This is a genomic window from Oceanobacillus sp. CAU 1775 (assembly GCF_054482815.1).
Genome location: NZ_JBTLRO010000005.1, coordinates 70,117 through 84,453, shown reverse-complemented (window position 1 = coordinate 84,453; position 14,337 = coordinate 70,117). Strand labels below are relative to the sequence as shown.

Sequence of the window (14,337 nt, the reverse complement as noted above, 5' to 3'; positions counted from 1 at the left end):
ATTTGAACAGCGGTGGGGAGTTGGAAAAACTTTTAAGGGAGGTGAATGGTGATGGATGATAAGGCTTTTCGACATGCAATGGGTAAATTTGCTACAGGTGTAACCGTGATCACTTCAAAAGTTGGATCGGATAGCTATGGAATGACTGCAAATGCATTTATGTCAGTATCTTTAAATCCCAGACTGATTACGGTCTCCATCGACAATCGAGCGACAATGCTAAAACGGATACAAGAATCTCAGCAGTTTGCTGTGAATATACTAAAATGTGATCAGCAGGATATTTCCAGGCATTTTGCCGGACAGACAAGTGATAAGAGAGAAATCCACTTTGGTTCCGTTCAAGGTATTCCTGTCATAGAAGAGTCGTTGGCCTCTGTTGTTTGCGATGTAGATAACTCATACGTTGTCGGAGATCACACACTTTTTATCGGTAGAGTAAAAGACATTGTAATCAGAGACGGCAATCCACTCACTTTTTACAGTGGTAAATATGGAGTGAACTCAGAAGTTAGTTAAAGCTTGATATAAGAGACCAGTAAGTTGCTGGTCTTTTTTCCTACCTAAGAACGATGAAAAAATGAACACATACCCAGCTCCAATAATATTTACTAGTTTTCAAGGAAAAAGGAGTTGATCACTAATGCAAAATATAAACCTAAAACTAAAGGGAGTCAGACAATATCTAACTGGAGTTGCGAATCAGGGAATCGTTGAAATCAATGGAATGGAATACAACAGTGATGATTTACCAGTTGATATACCGATAGACGGGACAATATATGGAACACTCCTAAACTATCAAGGAGAATACAAAACACTAGAACCTGTGATGGAAAAAAAACCATATAACAAGCCACCAAATGCACCAGTTCTTTATATAAAACCAAAAAATACATTTACAAGCCATAGAAATCCAATCCTATTACCAGAAAAAACGGACGCGTTACAAATAGGTGCAGCCTTAGGAATTGTCATCGGAAAAAACGCGACAAAAGTAATGGAAAAAGATGCGAGAGAATTTATTGCGGGATATACAATTATAAATGATGTCAGCATCCCACATAAAAGTGTTCACAGGCCGGCAGTCAAGGAAAAATCACGGGATAGTTTTTGCCCGATAGGCCCATGGATTGTATCTAGTGAGTCTGTTAAAAATCCAAATGATTTATCTATTAAAGTCTCTATAAATGGCGAAGTGAAACAAGAAAATTCCACGAAAAACTTGATTCGTCCGATTGAAAAATTAATTGCTGATGTAACGGAATTTATGACGCTTTATAAAGGGGATGTTCTATTAGTTGGAGTCCCAGAAAATGCTCCGCTCGCAAAAGAAAATGACCTTGTAAAAATTGAAATTGAGGATATTGGAATTCTAGAGAATCGAGTCATTAACGAGAGGGATGTCATAGGAGGATATATGCAATGAAACATGCCCGCGTAAGTTTTGGAGGCACCATTCAAGATGCAATTGAAGAAGAAGGAAAAGTGAAGTTGAGTGATGGAAGAAGGCTAGAGGAAACAGATGTTGTCTGGTTGCCACCAATACAAGCCCAGACCGTGTTTACATTAGGTTTAAACTATGCTGACCATGCCGCAGAATTATCTTTTAACGCACCAACTGAACCATTAGTTTTTCTAAAGGGACCGAATACATTTATTGGACATAGAGCTCACACTGTTCGCCCGGATGATGTGACATTTATGCATTATGAATGTGAATTAGCAGTTGTTATAGGAAAAAAAGGAAAAAATATAAAAAAAGAAGATGCCTATGATTATGTTTCTGGCTATACGATTGCAAATGACTATGCCATCCGAGATTACTTGGAAAACTATTACAGACCAAACTTACGCGTGAAAAATCGTGATACGACCACACCGATTGGTCCCTGGTTTGTAAAAAAAGAAGCAATTAAGGATCCAATGAATCTAAAGCTACGAACCTATATTAATGGAGAAATAAAACAGGAAGGTACTACAGCTGATATGATTTTTGGGATTCCTGCTTTAATAGAATATTTAAGTTCATTTATGACTTTAAATGAAAATGACCTCATTTTAACAGGGACACCCAAAGGTTCGGTTGATACAAAAGTTGGTGATGAAGTAATAACCGAGATTGAAGGTATTGGGCGCCTTATAAATACAGTTGTGAATGAGAATTATGAATCAACGAGACATCTCTCATAAAGGAGAATGATCATGCCACATGTAACAATCGAATATACGGATAACATAGAAGAGGCTTCCAACATTCCACTTTTACTTCAAAAAGTGAATCAATCACTTATCAAGCATCATGATGTTATTCCGATTGGAGGATTGCGTACAAGAGCTATTGGGCTAAAACATTATCTGGTTGCAGATGGTACAGAAGATGATGCATTTGTTCACCTCACACTTAAGTTAGGAAGCGGGCGTTCTGATGAGGAGATTGAAAAGGTAAGTACTGCTCTTTTTCAGGCTGTAAAGAAACATTACGCAGCTCTTTTTAATGAACGATACTTAGCCTTATCAATGGAAGTTTATGAATTTACGCGTCCAACATATAAATTAAATAATATCCATCAGAGATATAAAGCCGAAGAAAAGACGTGACATCAAAATAAAAGAGGGTGGGGTAGATAATGATGAATTATGAAGAAGCAAAAAGGAAGTTAAGGGGATCAATTTGTCCCGTTATTACACCATTTCTTGAAGATGGTGCAATTGATGAAAAGACATTTAGAGATCTAATAAACTGGCAAATAGAAAGTGGGACACATGGCATTTCTGTAACAGGTACAAGTGGGGAGCCAAGCTCACTAACAATCGCTGAGCGAAAAAGAGTCATGGAACTCGCAAAAGAAGCGATTAATAATCGTGTGTTTTTTGCACCAGGAACAGGGTCAACAAATCATGATGAAACAATGGAATTAACAAAGTATGCGGAAGAACTCGGAGCAGACGCTGCAATGGTAATTGTTCCTTATTACAATAAACCAAACCAAGAAGCGCTATACCAGCATTTTAAAACAGTTGCAGATTCTGTAAGTATACCGATTATTATTTATAATATTCCAGGAAGAACTGCAATAAATATGGAAGTAAGCACAATGAAGCTTCTAGTGGAAGATTGCCCGAATATTATCGGTGTAAAAGAATCAAATAAAGACTTTGAGCATGTGAATCGTGTGCTGCTACATTGTGGTAGAGACTTTTTATTATACTCGGGAATCGAATTACTCTGCTACCCAATGCTTGCTATTGGAGGCGCAGGATTTATCAGTGCAACAGCGAACGTTGAACCTAAAAAAGTAGCTGAACTTTATAATGCATGGGAAATGAGAGATGTAGCAAAAGCACAAGATCTTCACTTTGAATTAATGCCTTTAAATGACGTGTTATTTAGAGATACAAATCCAACCGTTGCTAAAGCAGCACTAGGAATGATGGGTAAAATAATACCAAAAGTTCGGATGCCACTAGGTTTACCATCAGAAGAAATACAAAAAGAAGTTCGTGCTACCCTTGTTGATATGGAAATCCTTACAGAGAAGGGTGAGCATATTGCATACTAATACCCAAGAAACAACCGCAAGGCTAGAACATAGCAAACAAGAAGATATACTTCTTTATATTAATGGTGAGTTTGTTGCAAGTGAAGCAGAAGAAACATTTGAAAATTTTAATCCATATACGAATGAGTTGGTAAATCAAGTAGCAGAAGGCCAGAAAGCTGATATTGATAAAGCAGTTGCTGCGGCAAGAGAGGCATTCGATAACGGAACCTGGCGAACTATGAAATTATCTAAAAGAATGTCCTATATTTACCGGATTGCCGATTTAATCGACGAAGAAGTTGAGAATATCGCGTATCTAGAATCACTAGATACTGGTTTACCTATCAAACAAACGAGAGCAATGGTAAGCCGAGCATCAGAGAATTTTAGATTCTATGCAAGAATGGTAGAAAGCAGATTAATTGGTGAAGCATATCAAGTGGATGAAGACTTTATCAACTACACAATGAGTGTACCTGCCGGGGTTGCTGGCTTAATCACCCCATGGAATGCTCCCTTTATGTTGGAAACGTGGAAGGTAGCCCCAGCGCTTGCCACAGGAAATACCGTGGTTCTAAAGCCAGCCGAATTATCACCACTATCTGCAGATTTATTAGCAAAAATAATCGATAAAGCAGGCCTTCCAAATGGTGTTTTTAATGTGGTTCATGGCTTTGGTGAAACAGCAGGAGAGAGTTTAGTAAGACACCCCGACGTACAGCTCATATCTTTTACAGGCGAAACGGTAACTGGGAAAACAATCATTAAAAATAGTGCGGATACATTAAAAGCATGTTCCATGGAACTGGGTGGAAAATCGCCAATTATCGTATTTGATGATGCAGATTTTGATCGTGCGCTCGATGCATGTGTGTGGGGAATATTTTCATTCAATGGAGAAAGATGTACAGCTAATTCGAGATTATTTATACAAGAAGGAATTAAAGATAAATTTATTGACGCATTGAAACAACGTGTTGCAAATATAAAAATTGGCGATCCTCTAGATGACACGACAGAGGTTGGTCCACTCATTCATAAAGAACATTTTAATAAAGTTAAGAATTACTTGGAGATTGCAGAGTCTGAAGGTGCGGAAGTACTAACCCGTGAAATTCCAGAGGCATTCAAAAAAGGTAATTTTGTAGCGCCAACACTAATTTTAAACGCAACTAATCAAATGCGAGTCGCACAGGAAGAGATTTTTGGACCTGTCTTAGCTGTAATGACTTTTACAGATGAACAAGAAGCTATCAAACTAGCAAATGATATTGATTATGGCCTCGCTGGTTATGTATGGACGAACGATATCAAACGTGGTCACCGAGTAGCGCATCAAATAGATGCTGGCATGCTATGGGTGAATGCACAAAACGTTCGTGATTTACGCACACCATTTGGAGGATCAAAGGCATCTGGTATAGGACGTGAAGGTGGACATTATGGCTTCGACTTCTACACAGAAAAGAAAATCATCCATGTTGCAATAAACGATCATCCAATTCAGCAGTTTGGTGTTATAAAGTAAGCACACATCAAATAAAAGTTAACCTCAATTGAACTTAAAAAGAACCTCTCATTCGTGTAAGTGAGAGGTTTTTATTTAGAACGTATCTAACTTTCCACTAATAAAAAATTATTTAGAAAAGTCTTGCATTTGATATATCGCTAATATATAATAACGTTTAAATAGCGTTATATAAAAATGTCCTAGGAGGCAAAAAAATGAGTATATTATCATTTCAGGAACTAACTGAGGATGAGAAATATGAAAATTTCATGCAAAGAATTAACGCAGGAGAAAAAATAGAGGCGGACGACTGGATGCCAGATGATTATCGGCAGCAGCTCATTCGATTGATCTCCATGCATGGTATTAGCGAAATAATGGGAGCGCTTCCAGAAAAAGAATGGGTTCCAAAAGCACCTACTCTAAGAAGAAAATTAGCGATCATGTCCAAAGTACAAGACGAAATGGGTCACGGACAATTACTACTGCGGGTTACAGAAGATTTAATAAGACCTACAGGTAAAAAGCGTGAAGATATCATGGAAGACTTACTAACTGGACGTTTAAAATTCCACAATGTCTTTCATATGGAAGCCCCAACTTGGGCGGATGCCGGAGTGGTAGCTTGGCTAGTTGACGGAGCTGCTATTATTTCCCAGACCATGATGTTAAATACTTCATATGCACCATATGGCAGAGCGTTAAAACGAATTTGTGCCGAAGAGGTTTTTCACGCACAACATGGTGAAGCGATAATTATGGAACTTGCTGAAGGGACACCAGAACAAAGAGATATGCTCCAACAAGCAATTAACCGCTGGTGGGAAGCAATGTTAATGTTCTTCGGCCCAGATACGGCAGAGCGTACAGGTAATACAAATCAAAATAAAAATATTAATTATAAATTGCGAACGAAATCAAATGAAGAGTTGCGTCAAGACTTCTTAACAAAATATATCCCACGAATTTTTTCTTTAGGTTTAACGGTTCCAGATGAAACACTTCGCTTTGATGAAGAACAGCAAAAATGGGTTTACAAGCAACCAGATTGGAACTATTTCAAACAAATTATTTCGAATAATGGTCCGAAATCCAAAGATAGATTACGTTTACGAAAAATAGCACATGAAAATAATGCATGGGTCCGTGAAGCGCTTGGACAAAGTCAAGTTTCACAAGCAAGTACAGTGTGAAGGGAGATCATTATGGAGGATAAAAAGAATATAGAAGCCTTTTATCAAGAATTTGAAGTGTTCAGCAGAAAAAATAGCGCGAGCCCCATGCAGCATCAATTCAGTCTAGTTGCTCCAAACCATGAAATGGCACTTATGATAGCAAAAGAAAACTTTTTACGCCGGCAACCAGTTGTGGACTTATGGGTTGTAAAACGTGAAGATATTACAAAGATTTCCGAAGAAGATAAAATGATGCTAAATAGAATGGACAATAAGCATTATCGTGAAACAAAGGGCTATGGCTATTTAAAGAAAAAGTGGCGTAAATACGAGCAGGAAATTTTGGATGAAAAAGAAATTATGTCGTGGTCAGGAGAGATAAAACGTGGTTGAATTTCAAACGGCAGAAGAAACAATGAAGAGTGCGTTGTATAAGCAAACATTGGTTGAATTATTGTATCAACTTGCAGATGATGATTTTATTGTTGCTTACAGGGGATCAGAATGGCTTGGTGTCGCTCCACATATTGAAGAAGACGTAGCATTCTCTTCCATTAGTCAAGATAAAATGGGTCATGCAGTGATTTACTATGAAATGCTTGAAGAACTCGGAGAAGGAAAAGCAGACGATCTTGCTCATTTACGTGAAGCAAAGGACCGCCGAAATGCAATCATCTTAGAAGAAGTGAATGGAACTGGGAGTTATTTAAAAGAACCGCGCTATGACTGGGCATTTGCAGTTGTACGTAATTATTTTTATGATCTTGCAAAAGCAATCCGACTACAATCTTTAAAGAACTCTTCCTATAAACCACTAGCCCATACAGCACAAAAAATGATGGCAGAACAGTATTATCATTTGGTGCATTGGCGAACATGGTTCACGCAACTTGTTAGCGCGACTGATGACTCCAAGCGACGAATGAAGGAAGCAATCGAAAAAGTATGGCAAGATTTTGGTGGAGTATTAACACTTGGACCAAAAGCCGACGAAATGGAGCAATTAGGTTTAATAGAAGGGGAAGAAGCTTTAAAAGAAAAATGGATGGATGAAATCAGTGAAGTTTTTACCAAGCACGCAGTTGAAATTCCGAATAAAGCCGCACCGACAATGTTAAAAGGGGACGGTCGAAACAAGGAGTTTACAGCTGATTTAACCGAGGCAATCAAAATACTTTCCGAAGTGTATAGTCTAGATCCTACAGCAAGTTGGTAAATGTAGGAAACACATGGGGGAAGAGGTGATACACATGATTAAGACCAATTTACGGGCAGATATTATGAAAGTGCTTACAACTGTAAAAGATCCAGAGATTGACTCTGTAAGTATCATTGACCTCGGGATGGTAGAGCGCGTCATTTGTGAATCGGAAAATGATGTAACTGTCCAAATGATACCTACCTTTTTAGGCTGTCCAGCACTTGATATTATACGTAATAACGTTCAGAAGGCATTAGAAGAATCCCTTCAGTTAGAAGGAGTTACAGTAGAATTCATAAAAGATCCATATTGGACCTCCGAGCGGATTACAGAACAGGGTCGTGAGCGACTAAAAGAATTCGGTATTGCACCACCACCGAGAAAACTAAGCATGATTGGACCTTGGGAAGTAGATTGCCCTTATTGTGAATCACCATATACAACAATGGAGAATATTTTCGGGCCAACTGCATGCCGCAGCATTTTATATTGTAACACTTGTAAAAATCCATTCGAAGCGATGAAACCAATATCAACTTTATAATTTAGCTAACCTAAAATAGAAGGGAAGATTGTTAATGATTAAAATGATAGCGCTTTATAAACAACCGGAGGATAAGGAAAAATTTGATGAACACTATTTCAATGTGCATAGCCCACTAACAGAAAAAATCCCTGGACTTAAAAAAATGGAAGTCACAAAAATCACTGGAACTCCTATGGGGAAAGAAAGCGAATATTATTTACTATGTGAAATGTATTATGAAAGTCACGAAGCTTTTAAAGAAGCAATGAAAACAGATGAAGCTAGAGCATCTGGGAAAGACGTAATGAAATTCGCCGGTGATTTAGTAACGATGATGATTGGTGAAGAAGTAAATGAAAAAGTACATTAAAACAGAGATTAAAGAGAGTATAGGAATTCTCATACTAAATCGCCCTGAGGTCTTAAATGCGTTGAATCGTGAAATGGTACAAGAAATTGTAGCAAGCTTAGAAGCTTTCGACCAGGATGAGAATGTTCGTGTAATAGTCATTACAGGTAGCGGTAAAACCTTCGCAGCTGGAGCAGACATTGAAGAAATGGTTCAAGATGATGCCATTCGGATGGAATTATTGAATCAATTTGCTCTTTGGGATCGGATAAATCTCATTAAGAAGCCACTCCTCGCAGCTGTTCATGGCATGGCCCTTGGTGGTGGTTTTGAACTGGCTCTTAGTTGTGACATCATTTTTGTTTCTGAAAAAGTACAGCTCGGTTTTCCGGAAATAAAACTAGGTGTCATGCCAGGAGCTGGCGGTACTCAACGATTAACAAAGGCGATGGGCAAGGCAAAAGCACTTGAATGGCTATGGAGCGGGGATTCCATGGGTGCAAAAGAAGCCTTGCATTATGGTGTAGTTAATCGAATTATTCCTGAAGAAGTGCTGTTGGAAGAAACGCTCATCTATGCAAAGAAGTTAGCGAATCAAGCGCCATTGTCCGTACGCTTAATCAAGGAAGCTGTAAATAAGGCAGTCTATGCCTCTATTTATGAGGGGATGCAGTTTGAAAGGAAGAATTTCTATTTATTATTTTCTTCCCTAGATCAAAAAGAAGGAATGCAGGCATTTTTGGAGAAGCGTCTTCCGAAATTTGAAGGCAAATAGGGGGAATGCATTCATGTTTGAAACGATTCTTTACGAAGTGAAAAACAACACTGCTTACATTACACTTAATCGTCCAGAAAAACTAAATGCTTTTACAGAGCAAATGAATAAAGAAATTACAAAAGCGATCAAGGATGTAAAGCGCGACGATGCAGTCCGTTGCCTCGTAATTACTGGAAGTGGCCGAGCATTTTCAGCCGGTGAAGATTTAGGTGGATTAGAAGAAGATATAAACTATGCCAATATTTTACGAGATCGCTACCATCCAATGCTAAAGGAACTAATTAATCTAGAAAAGCCTGTCGTCGCAGCTGTGAATGGAACTGCAGCAGGAGCAGGAATGAGTTTAGCACTAGCATGTGATTTTCGTCTTATGTCTGAAAAAGCTAGTTTCATAGAAGCTTTTATTCATATTGGACTTATTCCAGACTGTGGAAATCTGTATTTTCTCCCAAGACTTGTCGGTCATGCAAAGGCATTGGAACTTGCCGTGCTAGGTGAGAAAGTATCAGCACATGAAGCGAAAGAACTTGGACTGGCTACAAAGGTTTTTGCAGAAGATGAGTTTCTTGATGGGGTAAATGAATTTACGAACAAACTGGCTGTCATGCCAACAAAAGCGATTGGCCTTATCAAACGGTATATGCAAGAAAGCTGGGAGCTAAATCTAGACGAGCTACTGGAAAAAGAAGCATATGCACAACAGGCAGCAGGTAATACAGAAGACCATAAAGAAGGTATAAATGCGTTCTTGAATAAACGGAAAGCGGTATATAACGGAAGATAATTTTAAAGGAGTGTTAACGTATGGCAACACCAACAAAAGATACAGTAATGGAAAAACTAGAAATGAAGCGTGAGAGCTATCAAATGATTATTAATGGTGAACGGGTATCTAGTCGTTCAGGAAAAACAGTGCCTGTATATAATCCTGCAACAGGAGAAGTGCTTGCGGAAGTTGCTGATGCAGATGTTAGTGATGCGGACCTTGCAGTTGCTGCCGCTCGAGAATCTTTTGATAAAGGGAAATGGAAACGAACACCAGTTGGAAAGCGCTCGCGTGTTTTAAATAAAATTGCTGCCATCATGAGAGAGCGTTTTAATGAATTAGTTGAACTAGAAGTATTGAATAGTGGGAAGTCATTAGGTGCTGCGCAAGTTCAGGTCATGCAGTCAATTGAGGATTTTGAATTCTATGCAGGTGCAATTGTCAGCCACCGCGGAAGCGTGAACAGTATGCCAGGTCAATTTATGAATTATACCCAACACGAGCCTGTTGGTGTATGCGCGCAAATTATTCCATGGAACTATCCAATGATGATGGCAGCTTGGAAAATCGCTCCAGCAATAGCTACTGGTTGTTCAGTCGTTCTAAAACCCGCAAGTCTCACACCAATTACTGCAATTGTATTAGCAGAAATTTGTCATGAAGCTGGCGTACCTGCTGGTGTCGTTAACGTTGTCACTGGTTCCGGAAAGCTTGTTGGTGATCACTTGGTAGAACATGAAAATGTAGATAAAGTTGCATTTACAGGATCGACCCCAGTTGGTAAAGATATTATGAGTAAAGCTTCAAAAACATTAAAACGTGTAACATTAGAGCTGGGAGGAAAATCTCCTAATATCGTATTTGATGATGCTGATATTGAAGCTGCAGTAGATGGATCATTATTCGGTATTTTCTTCAATACTGGACAAAGTTGTGAAGCACGAAGCCGCATGTATGTTCATGAAGAAATTTACGATAAGTTTATGGATCGTTTTGTTGAGAAAACGAAGATGCTGAAATCTGGTGACCCTTTAAGTAAAGAAACGCATATGGGCTCTATTATTTCGCAGAATCAACTTGATGTCATTGATTCATATGTTCAGTCTGCGATAGAGGATGGCGCCACAATTTTAACAGGTGGTAAAGTCGCAACAATTGAAGGATTTGAAGGCGGGTACTGGTATGAACCAACCGTGATTGCGGATGTAACCTCAGATATGAAGGTAGTAAAGGAAGAAATTTTTGGTCCAGTTGTTGTTGTTCAGAAATTTAGTGATGAAAAAGAAGTAATCAAAGAGGCAAATGATTCCATTTATGGCCTTGGTTCTGCAATCTGGACAAAAGATCATGCAAAAGCCACGAGAGTCGCGAACCAAATTCAAGCAGGTATTGTCATGATCAACTCTCCTTTCTCAGCATTTCCAGGAACACCATTCGGAGGGTATAAACAATCTGGTTTCGGCCGTGAATTAAGCATTGAGACACTTGATTTATATACAGAGCAAAAAAGCGTCCTGTCCTATTTTGGCGCACGTCCGCTCAATCCGTTCGGTATTTAATAAGCGCGGGTACCCCTTCAAAGGTGTGCCCGCATTCTTCAATTAAGGAGGAAGTAAATGGCTAAAGCACTTAAACCATCGGACTTTTTAAACATTGTAAACAATGGAGCCAAGCCTCCAAATTGTGATTTAACAATGCAAGTTAAACCGACCTTTGCTGAAAATGGGCTTGCGAAAGGAATATGGACGGTAGATGAAAAATATTTAAATGGAAATGGCGTCTCAATGGGAGGCTTCCTTGCTTCGGCCACAGATATCATGATGGCCTATGCAATAACCTCACAATTAAAAGAAGAGCAAACCTTTGCATCTATTAATCTACAAACAACATTCCACCGCCCCGTTTCCATAGGCACGGTTGAAATTACTGCCAAAGTCGAGCGACTCGGAAAAAAAGTCGCCTACCTAGAAGCCGAACTAACCCAAAACAAAAAACTAGTCGGAAACGCAGTATCATCGATTATGATTCTAGATAATTAGAATTAAGTTATATTTTGTTTCGTTAAATTTTGTGTATTAATAGTAAAAGTGCTTTAGCAAAATATGATTTTAAGATGGAAGATAAACCAAAATAGTATTCCAAATACTATTTTTCCTCAAAGCATTTCGCAGGCTGCGAGACTCCTGCAGGATGAAAGGCATAGGTGAGATCCCGAAGTACACGAAGCGTGCGAGGCAGCTCACCAGCCGCCTGCGGAAAGCGAGTAGCCTGCGAAATGCGGGCTTCCAGATAATAGATTTTTTTTATAAAAAACGACTTTGAGGTAATTCTTTAATAACCAAGCAAAAGTACAAGGGAGGGAAAATCACATGGAAAACATTACAGTTGTTGGTGCAGGTGTCATGGGACGTGAAATCGCATACGTCTGTGCAACGGCAGGATACAAAGTGCAACTAGTCGACGTAAATGCTACCCAATTAGAAAATGCAAAAGACGAAATCAATATACTCTTTGAAAAAAGTCTCGCCTACGGAAAATTAACGAAAGATACAATGGAAAATGCAAAAAGTTCATTAAAATTTGGAACAGACTTCCAGACAGCAATGGAGCCCGCAGATTTAATCATTGAAGCAGTACCTGAACAAATCGATATAAAAAGAACAGTCTTTGAAGCAGCAGACCGCTATACAAAAGAACATGCAATACTTGCAACAAATACATCCACGATGAGCCCCACGGAGATAGGTTCATTTACCTCACGTCCCGAAAAGGTAATTGCCATGCACTTTTTCAATCCCGTACATAAAATGAAGCTAATAGAGATTATCCGTGGATTAGAAACAAGCGATGAAACAGTAGAAAAAATAAAAGAAATAGGGATGAGAATCGGCAAGGAAACTGTTGTCGTTAATGAATTCCCTGGTTTTGTTACGAGCAGGATTAGTGCACTCGTTGGGAATGAAGCTTTCTTTATGTTACAAGAAGGTGTTGGTACACCTGAAGAAATTGATAAGGCTATTAAACTCGGATTGAATTATCCAATGGGGCCATTTGAATTGGTAGATCTTGTTGGCTTAGATGCTAGATTGAATAACTTAAAGTATTTACATGAAAAACTAGGCGAAAAATACCGTCCTGCACCACTATTAGAAAAATACGTAAAGGCAGGTAGATTAGGAAGAAAAACTGGTAAAGGTGTCTATGATTATACGAAAAAGAATACCGAGCCAGTGACGGAAAAAATATAACAATACATCCGCGAGACATAGGGGGAATCTAAAATGAGAGATGCGGTAATCGTCGATGCAGTTCGTACGCCAATAGGAAGGTTCGGTGGTGCTTTAAAAAATATCCGACCAGATGATTTAGGGGCAATCGTTATCAAAGCATTATTGGAACGTAATCCATCTGTTAAGCCAAGTGAGATAGAAGAAGTTGTTCTTGGAAATGCGAATCAGGCTGGAGAAGATAATCGTAACGTTGCGAGAATGGCGGGACTATTAGCAGGTCTGCCAGTGGAGACTGGGGGCATAACCGTTAACAGGCTTTGTGCATCGGGGTTAGATGCGGTTAATTATGCTGCCCGTGCAATTAAGCTTGGCGAGGGAGATATATTTATTGCTGGTGGCACAGAAAGTATGACAAGAGCTCCATTTGTCATGGCAAAATCTGAAAAAGCTTTTCAACGGACACAGGAAATTTATGATACCACAATTGGTTGGCGATTTATTAATGAAAAACTAGATAAGATGTATGGAACAGATTCTATGCCAAAAACGGCAGAAAATGTTGCCGAGAGATTTCAGATAAGCCGAGAAGAACAGGATGAATTTGCCTATAATAGCCAAATAAAGGCAAAAAAAGCCATGGATGCAGGTCGTTTTCAAGAAGAAATTGTTCCAGTAGTTTACCAAGATCATAAAGGCAATGAATTTGTTGTGGATGCGGATGAACATCCGCGTGCTGATACTTCACTCGAAAAGCTTGGTAAACTTCGGTCTATTTTTCCAGAAGGAACAATAACAGCGGGAAATGCCTCAGGTGTAAATGATGGTGCAGCTGCATTACTATTAATGAGCGCCGAAAAAGCCGATCAGTTAGGATTAAAACCAATGGCAAGATATGTAGCATCAGGAACGGCTGGTCTAGAACCTGCGATTATGGGGCTGGGTCCAATAGAAGCGACACGTAAAGCTTTAAAACGTAGTTCTCTTCATACTAGTGATCTCGGATTAGTAGAATTAAACGAAGCGTTCGCATCTCAAGCAATTGAATGTATCAAACAATTGGAACTTGATCCTGCCATCGTGAATGTAAACGGTGGTGCCATCGCATTTGGGCATCCCCTTGGAGCAAGTGGTGCTCGGATATTGACAACTCTAGTACATGAAATGAAAAAGGAAAATGTGAAATACGGACTAGCAAGCCTCTGTGTTGGTGTCGGTCAAGGAGTGGCCACCATAGTAGAAAATCTATCTTAATTGATG

The 14,337-nt window shown here is 39.1% G+C and carries 17 protein-coding genes; all 17 read left to right on the top strand.

Annotated features, from left to right (window positions below; genetic code table 11):
- Positions 1 to 51 precede the first annotated feature (51 nt).
- The 17 genes from ACXYMZ_RS10000 (at position 52) to ACXYMZ_RS09920 (ending at position 14,331) form a co-directional block, all read left to right on the top strand.
- Complete coding sequence (locus ACXYMZ_RS10000) at positions 52 to 519, top strand: flavin reductase family protein (protein ID WP_458948258.1); 468 nt, start codon at positions 52 to 54, stop codon at positions 517 to 519.
- A 124-nt stretch (positions 520 to 643) separates the two neighbouring features.
- A complete protein-coding gene (locus ACXYMZ_RS09995) occupies positions 644 to 1,429 on the top strand; it encodes a fumarylacetoacetate hydrolase family protein (RefSeq protein WP_458948257.1) in 786 nt (261 codons plus the stop codon).
- Entirely contained in the window at positions 1,426 to 2,193 is a 768-nt protein-coding gene (locus tag ACXYMZ_RS09990) for a fumarylacetoacetate hydrolase family protein (RefSeq protein WP_458948256.1), read from the top strand. The genes ACXYMZ_RS09995 and ACXYMZ_RS09990 overlap by 4 nt, the downstream gene beginning before the upstream one ends.
- 12 nt (positions 2,194 to 2,205) lie before the next feature.
- Positions 2,206 to 2,601, top strand: coding sequence for a 5-carboxymethyl-2-hydroxymuconate Delta-isomerase (locus ACXYMZ_RS09985; protein ID WP_458948255.1), 396 nt, complete (start codon positions 2,206 to 2,208; stop codon positions 2,599 to 2,601).
- A gap of 32 nt (positions 2,602 to 2,633) precedes the next feature.
- A complete protein-coding gene (gene hpaI, locus ACXYMZ_RS09980; protein ID WP_458948490.1) occupies positions 2,634 to 3,563 on the top strand; it encodes a 2,4-dihydroxyhept-2-ene-1,7-dioic acid aldolase in 930 nt (309 codons plus the stop codon).
- Positions 3,553 to 5,073: a 5-carboxymethyl-2-hydroxymuconate semialdehyde dehydrogenase gene (hpaE, locus tag ACXYMZ_RS09975; protein WP_458948254.1), complete on the top strand. Its 1,521-nt coding sequence runs from the start codon at positions 3,553 to 3,555 to the stop codon at positions 5,071 to 5,073. Before hpaI ends, hpaE begins: the two co-directional genes overlap by 11 nt.
- Positions 5,074 to 5,270: 197 nt before the next feature.
- On the top strand, positions 5,271 to 6,248 hold the full coding sequence (gene paaA / locus ACXYMZ_RS09970; RefSeq protein WP_458948253.1) for a 1,2-phenylacetyl-CoA epoxidase subunit PaaA: 978 nt from the start codon (positions 5,271 to 5,273) through the stop codon (positions 6,246 to 6,248).
- 12 nt (positions 6,249 to 6,260) lie between these two features.
- Positions 6,261 to 6,623: a 1,2-phenylacetyl-CoA epoxidase subunit PaaB gene (gene paaB, locus ACXYMZ_RS09965; protein ID WP_458948252.1), complete on the top strand. Its 363-nt coding sequence runs from the start codon at positions 6,261 to 6,263 to the stop codon at positions 6,621 to 6,623.
- A gap of 22 nt (positions 6,624 to 6,645) precedes the next feature.
- On the top strand, positions 6,646 to 7,446 hold the full coding sequence (gene paaC, locus ACXYMZ_RS09960; RefSeq protein ID WP_458948489.1) for a 1,2-phenylacetyl-CoA epoxidase subunit PaaC: 801 nt from the start codon (positions 6,646 to 6,648) through the stop codon (positions 7,444 to 7,446).
- A 34-nt stretch (positions 7,447 to 7,480) separates the two neighbouring features.
- On the top strand, positions 7,481 to 7,975 hold the full coding sequence (gene paaD / locus ACXYMZ_RS09955) for a 1,2-phenylacetyl-CoA epoxidase subunit PaaD (RefSeq protein ID WP_458948251.1): 495 nt from the start codon (positions 7,481 to 7,483) through the stop codon (positions 7,973 to 7,975).
- A 34-nt stretch (positions 7,976 to 8,009) separates the two neighbouring features.
- Positions 8,010 to 8,327 carry an EthD family reductase gene (locus tag ACXYMZ_RS09950; protein ID WP_458948250.1) on the top strand — a complete coding sequence of 106 codons (318 nt, stop codon included), beginning with the start codon at positions 8,010 to 8,012 and terminating at the stop codon, positions 8,325 to 8,327.
- Complete coding sequence (locus tag ACXYMZ_RS09945; protein WP_458948249.1) at positions 8,311 to 9,081, top strand: enoyl-CoA hydratase/isomerase family protein; 771 nt, start codon at positions 8,311 to 8,313, stop codon at positions 9,079 to 9,081. The genes ACXYMZ_RS09950 and ACXYMZ_RS09945 overlap by 17 nt, the downstream gene beginning before the upstream one ends.
- Before the next feature lie 13 nt (positions 9,082 to 9,094).
- Positions 9,095 to 9,868, top strand: a complete 774-nt coding sequence (locus ACXYMZ_RS09940) for an enoyl-CoA hydratase-related protein (protein ID WP_458948248.1) — start codon at positions 9,095 to 9,097, stop codon at positions 9,866 to 9,868.
- Positions 9,869 to 9,888: 20 nt separating this feature from the next.
- Positions 9,889 to 11,409: an aldehyde dehydrogenase family protein gene (locus ACXYMZ_RS09935; protein WP_458948247.1), complete on the top strand. Its 1,521-nt coding sequence runs from the start codon at positions 9,889 to 9,891 to the stop codon at positions 11,407 to 11,409.
- 57 nt (positions 11,410 to 11,466) lie between these two features.
- Positions 11,467 to 11,889 carry a PaaI family thioesterase gene (locus ACXYMZ_RS09930; protein ID WP_458948246.1) on the top strand — a complete coding sequence of 141 codons (423 nt, stop codon included), beginning with the start codon at positions 11,467 to 11,469 and terminating at the stop codon, positions 11,887 to 11,889.
- A gap of 330 nt (positions 11,890 to 12,219) precedes the next feature.
- Positions 12,220 to 13,098: a 3-hydroxyacyl-CoA dehydrogenase gene (locus ACXYMZ_RS09925; RefSeq protein WP_458948245.1), complete on the top strand. Its 879-nt coding sequence runs from the start codon at positions 12,220 to 12,222 to the stop codon at positions 13,096 to 13,098.
- Between the two features lie 33 nt (positions 13,099 to 13,131).
- Positions 13,132 to 14,331, top strand: a complete 1,200-nt coding sequence (locus tag ACXYMZ_RS09920) for an acetyl-CoA C-acyltransferase (protein WP_458948244.1) — start codon at positions 13,132 to 13,134, stop codon at positions 14,329 to 14,331.
- Positions 14,332 to 14,337 lie beyond the last annotated feature (6 nt).